The sequence below is a fragment of the Microbacterium sp. ISL-103 genome, from assembly GCF_018613995.1.
Lineage (GTDB): Bacteria > Actinomycetota > Actinomycetes > Actinomycetales > Microbacteriaceae > Microbacterium.
The window spans coordinates 1-6,051 of the sequence record NZ_JAGGPD010000208.1 but is presented as its reverse complement, the minus strand read 5'-3'; the positions used below and the strand labels follow the sequence as shown (position 1 = coordinate 6,051).

The 6,051-nt window shown below is 68.6% G+C and carries 3 protein-coding genes; all 3 read left to right on the top strand.

The window, feature by feature from the left end; all coding sequences use genetic code 11:
• Positions 1 to 891 (top strand): GuaB3 family IMP dehydrogenase-related protein (locus J7E68_RS08575; protein ID WP_251048793.1); only part of this gene is annotated, 891 nt, incomplete at its 5' end.
• Between the two features lie 58 nt (positions 892 to 949).
• Complete coding sequence (locus J7E68_RS08570) at positions 950 to 1,705, top strand: SURF1 family cytochrome oxidase biogenesis protein (protein WP_215171723.1); 756 nt, start codon at positions 950 to 952, stop codon at positions 1,703 to 1,705.
• A gap of 233 nt (positions 1,706 to 1,938) precedes the next feature.
• Positions 1,939 to 6,051 (top strand): ExeM/NucH family extracellular endonuclease (locus tag J7E68_RS08565; protein WP_215171721.1); only part of this gene is annotated, 4,113 nt, incomplete at its 3' end.

Genomic DNA, 6,051 nt, shown 5'->3' with positions numbered 1-6,051 from the left:
GACCTCGAGGGGCTGTGGACCCGCTACGAGAACCCCGAGCCGCTGCTCGCCGAGATCGCAGGCCTCGACGAGGGCGAGGCGACCGCGCGGATGCAGCAGCTGTACTCCGAGCCGATCAAGCCGGCGCTCATCACCCAGCGTCTCGCCGAGATCCGAGAGGCGGGCGTCACCGTCGCCGGGTCCCTGACCCCGCAGCGCACGCAGGAGTTCTACGACACGGTCGCTGCGGCGGGTGTCGATCTGTTCGTGATCCGCGGCACCACCGTGTCGGCCGAGCACGTGTCGAGCGTCGACGAGCCGCTCAACCTCAAGAAGTTCATCTACGACCTCGACGTGCCCGTCATCGTCGGCGGGGCCGCCACCTACACCGCCGCCCTGCACCTGATGCGCACGGGCGCCGCCGGCGTCCTCGTCGGCTTCGGCGGGGGAGCGGCATCGACCACTCGCGCCACGCTCGGCATCCACGCGCCGATGGCGACCGCGGTCTCCGACGTCGCCGCCGCCCGTCGGGACTACCTCGACGAGTCCGGCGGACGCTACGTGCACGTGATCGCGGACGGCGGGGTCGGAACCTCGGGCGACATCGTCAAGGCGCTCGCGATGGGCGCGGACGCGGTCATGCTCGGCGTCGCGCTCGCGCGCGCCACGGACGCGCCGGGTCGCGGCTTCCACTGGGGTCCCGAAGCCCACCACTCCAAGCTCCCGCGCGGTCGTCGCGTCGAGGTCGGCGGCATCGGCACGCTCGAGGAGATCCTCTACGGCCCCGCCCCCGTCGCCGACGGCACGGCCAACCTCATCGGCGCACTGCGCAAGTCGATGGCCACCACCGGATACTCCGACCTCAAGGAGTTCCAGCGGGTCGAGGTCGTCCTCGCGCCCTACGAGGCCTGAGGCCCTGCACGTCACCGTGACTTCTGCCGCTCTTTTCCCACCCACGCTCCGCGAGGTCATGCTCCGGGGACGCTGGATCGGGATGCTCGTGCTGTGCCTGGTGGTCGCGGGGGTGTTCGCGTGGCTCGGCCAGTGGCAGCTCGAGCGCGCGATCGACACCGATCCGCCCCCCGCGGGGGTGACCGAGCAGGTGCGTCCGCTGGCCGACGTCGTCGAGCCGGGCGCGTACCTGCCCGAGCCGCTCGTCGGACAGAAGGTCGAGACGTCGGGAACCTGGATCGCCGACGACTTCCTCGTCGTGTCGAGCCGGTTCAACGACGACGTCGAGGGGTACTGGGTGACCGGCCAGCTCCGGGTCGCCGAGCGCACGTCGATCGCGGTGGCGATCGGCTGGACCGCCGATCGCGCGGTCGCCGAGGCCGCGGTCGAGAAGCTGAACGCGGGTGATGCCGAGGCATCGATCACGGGCAGGGTGATCTCTGACGAGGGCCCTTCGGTGCCCCCGAAAGACGACCCCCAGCGCATGGACCGCATGTCGACCGCGGCCCTGCTCAGCCACTGGCACGACACCGACGCGCTCGACGTCTACCGCCCGTATCTCGCGTCGACGACGGCCCAGGCGGGTCTGACCGACATCTCGTCGCCCGCGCCCGAAGAGCAGTCGCCGGTGAACTGGCTCAACGTCTTCTACGCGGTGGAATGGGCGATCTTCGCCGGCTTCGCGTTCTACCTCTGGTACCGACTCGCGAAAGATGCCTGGGAGCGCGAGGTCGAGGAGTTCGACGACGCCCACGCGGCGGGCGAATCGGCCTGAGTGCGCGCATGCGCGCGGCGGTTCGCGCGCATCTGAGCGTCGTCAGGCGCGATATTCCACCTTCGTCAGGGGCAGGTCCGGACGTTCGGTGAGGGCTTGGTTACCAATCGGAAAACTCCGTTGAGGTTGTCTGAGGGCCTCCGTATGCTCGCTCACATGTGCGTGAGCTGAGAACGCGCGCAGCCGCGGTTCCACGAGAGCCGTCGCCGGACGATACCGAGGAGACAACACCGATGATGGCCGCTCCCGACGCCGCGAACCACGAGGTTCACGCGTCAGATCGCAGAAGTCGGGGGCGTCTCGGCGTCCTCGCCGCCACCTGCGTCGCCGCACTGGGCGCCAGCGCCCTGATCGCCGCGCCCGCTTCCGCCGACGTCGCAGGGACGGGGGTGGTGATCAATGAGGCGTACCTCTCCGGAGGCAGCGCCGGCGCCGCGTTCACGAACAAGTTCGTCGAGCTGTACAACCCCACGGCCTCGCCCGTCACCCTCGACGGTCTCTCGCTGCAGTACCGGTCCGCCACAGGAACGGGAGGCTCCAACGGCGTCGCGCCGCTGACCGGCGTCATCCCCGCCAAGGGCCACTATCTCGTGCAGGCAGGCAGCAACGGCGCCAACGGCGCCGCCCTGCCGAAGGCCGACGCGGTGAGCACGCTCAACCCGAGCGGCACGAACGGCACCCTCGCGCTCGTCGAGGGCACGGCCGCGATCACCCTGACGCCCGGATCCGTCACCGGAGTCGACGGCGTCATCGACGTGCTCGGCTACGGCACCTCGAACACGTTCGAGACCGCGGCGGCCACCCCTCCCACCGGCAACACCGACGTCAAGTCCCTCAACCGCACCGACGGCAAGGACACCGACGACAACAAGGCCGACTTCACCCTGTCGCCCACCATCACGCCGCAGAACGCGGGCACCGCTCCCGATCCCGACCCCGAGCCCGAACCCGAGCCGACCGCGGTCTCGATCGCCGAGGTGCAGGGCACGACCGACGTCTCCCCGCTGAGCGGTCAGACCGTCACCGTCGAGGGCGTCGTGACCGCCGACCACCGCACCGGCGGCTACAAGGGAATCGTCATCCAGACCGAGGGCTCCGGCGGCGCGAACGACGCGACGCCGGGAGCCTCTGACGGCGTCTTCGTCTTCCTCAACGCTCTCGCGCCCACGCTCGAGATCGGCGACCTCGTCTCGGTCACCGGCTCGGTCAGCGAGTACTTCGGTCAGACGCAGATCAACCCCTCTGCACTGTCTGGTGTCTCGGTCGTGCAGGCAGCGGTCGGGGTCCCCGAGGTCACGCCGCTGCCCGACACCGCTGTGGGTGCTGACCGCGAGCAGTACGAGAACATGTACGTCGCACCGTCCGGCACCTACCGCCTCGCGTCGAGCCACCAGCTCTTCAACTTCGGCACCCTCTGGCTGAACGCCGGTGACGACCTGAACGTCAAGAGCACCGAGCTCGTGCGACCGGGTGCCGAGGCGACGGCGATCGCGGCGGCGAACCGCGCCAACCGCATCCTGCTCGACGACGCATGGTCGCTGCAGGTCACCAACAGCGGCCACCCGAACGACCAGCCGTACTTCACCGAAGACGTCGTGGTGCGAAACGGCGACACCGTCGACTTCAGCGACCGCGGATACGTGCTGCAGTACGGGTTCGACGACTGGCGTCTGCAGCCGGTGGTGCCGATCGACAGCACCTCGTCCGACGACCTGAAGGTCGGCTTCGAGGCGACCAACCCGCGCAGCGACTCGGCCCCGAGCGTCGGCGGTGACGTGCAGGTGGCATCGTTCAACGTGTTCAACTACTTCACGACGCTGAAGACCGAGAACTCGAACGCTCGAGGCGCCGCGAACGCGGCCCAGTTCGAGATCCAGAAGTCGAAGATCGTGGCCGCGATCAACGGTCTGGACGCCGAGATCGTGTCGCTGATGGAGATCGAGAACTCGATCAAGCTCGGTGGCTCGCTCGACGAGGCGCTGGCCGACCTGGTCGACGGACTCAACGACGCGCTCGGCAGCGAGGAGTGGGACTACGTCCGCACCCCCGACGAGCTGAACGACTCGGCGACGACCGACTTCATCACCAGCGCGATCATCTACAAGAAGGACGACGTCGAGACGGTCGGCGAGAGCCTCACCGTGACCGACGAGACCGTCTGGGGCAACGCCCGCGAGCCGATCGCCCAGGCGTTCGACATCGACGGACGCGTGGTCACGGTCGTCGCGAACCACTTCAAGTCGAAGTCCGCCCCCGAGGGCGGCGGCGCGGAGCCGGCAGACGGACAGGGCTTCTTCAACGCGGATCGCGTCAGGCAGGCGAACTCGCTGAAGGGCTTCACCGCCGAGATCGAGGAGATCACCGGCAGCAGCGACATCCTGCTGATCGGCGACTTCAACGCCTACGCGAAGGAAGACCCGATCGAGGTCTTCACGAGCGAGGGCTGGAGCGACGTCGCCCGCGAGAAGGCACCGGACGAGCACACATACACGTTCGACGGCGAGCTCGGCTCGCTCGACCACGTGCTCGCGTCGCCGTCGCTGGCCGAGTCCATCACGGGCGCGGGGGTGTGGAGCATCAACTCTCCCGAGTGGAGCGATCGCGGCTATGCGTTCGGCGCCACGGAGGCGGGCACGCCGTTCCGCTCGAGCGATCACGACCCGATCATCGTCGGCGTCTCGTCCGAGATCCCGCCGGTGAGCATCGACGTCGTCACCATGAACGACTTCCACGGTCGTATCGAGGCCGACGGTGCTGCCGCAGGCGCGGCCGTCGTCGCGGGTGCGGTGCAGCAGTTCCGCTCCGAGAACCCGAACACGATCTTCGCCGGCGTCGGCGACCTGATCGGCGCGTCGACGTTCACCTCCTTCATCAATGACGACAACCCGACGATCGACGCGCTCAACGCGGCCGGTCTCGACGTCAGCGCCGCAGGAAATCACGAGTTCGACCAGGGCTGGGAAGACCTGCGCGACCGCGTGCAGGACCGCGCGGACTGGGAGTACATCTCCTCGAACGTGTTCGTCACCGAGACGGGCGAGCCCGCGCTCGCACCGGCCTGGGTGAAGGAGCTCGACGGCGTTCGCGTCGGCTTCGTCGGGGCGGTCACGGAAGACCTCGACTCGCTCGTGTCGCCTGAGGGCATCGCCGATCTCGAGGTGCGCAGCATCGTCGACTCGGTGAACGCCGTGGCCGACGACCTGCGCGACGGAGACGCTTCCAACGGCGAGGCGGATGTCGTCATCCTGCTCGTCCACGAGGGCGCATCGAGTGTCGAGCTGTCGAGCATCACTCCGGACTCGCCCCTGGGCGAGATCGTGTACGGCGTGGACGAGGATGTGAACGCGATCGTGTCGGCGCACACGCACCTCGCATACAACCACGTCATCGACGGACGCCCGGTCATCTCGGCCGGACAGTACGGCGAGAACCTCGGCCTGATGAACATCCAGGTCGACCCGAAGACGAAGGACCTGATCTCCATCACCAACGAGATCAAGCCCCTCACCGAGGGTGGCAAGGCTCTGTACCCGGCTGTTCCCGAGGTCGCCGACATCGTCGCGAAGGCGAAGGCCGAGGCCGACGTGCTCGGTGCGGTCAAGGTCGGAGACATCACCGCGGACTTCAACCGCGCTCGTCAGACGAACGGCTCGGAGAACCGCGGTGGCGAGTCCACCATCGGCAACTTCGTCGCCGACGTGCAGAAGTGGTCCACCGGTGCCGACATCGCGCTGATGAACCCGGGTGGCATCCGTGCCAACCTCACGTATGCGTCGTCGAACGCGAACGACCCCGCAGGCAACGTCACCTACCGCGAGGCGGCGACGGTGCAGCCGTTCGCCAACACGCTGGTGACGCTCACTCTCACGGGCGTGCAGCTCAAGGGCGTGCTCGAAGAGCAGTGGCAGCCGGCCGGCTCGGCGCGTCCGTTCCTCAAGCTCGGCGTCTCGGAAGGGCTCGTCTACACCTACGACCCGACCGCTGCGCAGGGGTCGCGGATCACCTCGATCACGCTCAACGGCACGCCGATCGATCCGGCCGCGGAATACACGGTCGCCGCGAACTCGTTCCTCGCTGCCGGTGGAGACAACTTCTTCACCTTCCGTGAGGGCGCGGGCAAGCGCGACACGGGCAAGATCGACCTGCAGTCGATGGTCGACTGGTTCGACGCGAACAAGACGGCGGCCCCCGACCTCGCACAGCGCGCGGTGGGTGTCTCGGTCAGCCCGGCGGACGCCGACGGCTATCGCGCCGGCGACCAGGTGACCGGCGCCCTCTCGTCGCTGGCTTTCAGCGCGGGGGAGCAGGCTCCGGGCCAGGTGACGCTGGCGCTCGGCGGCACCCAG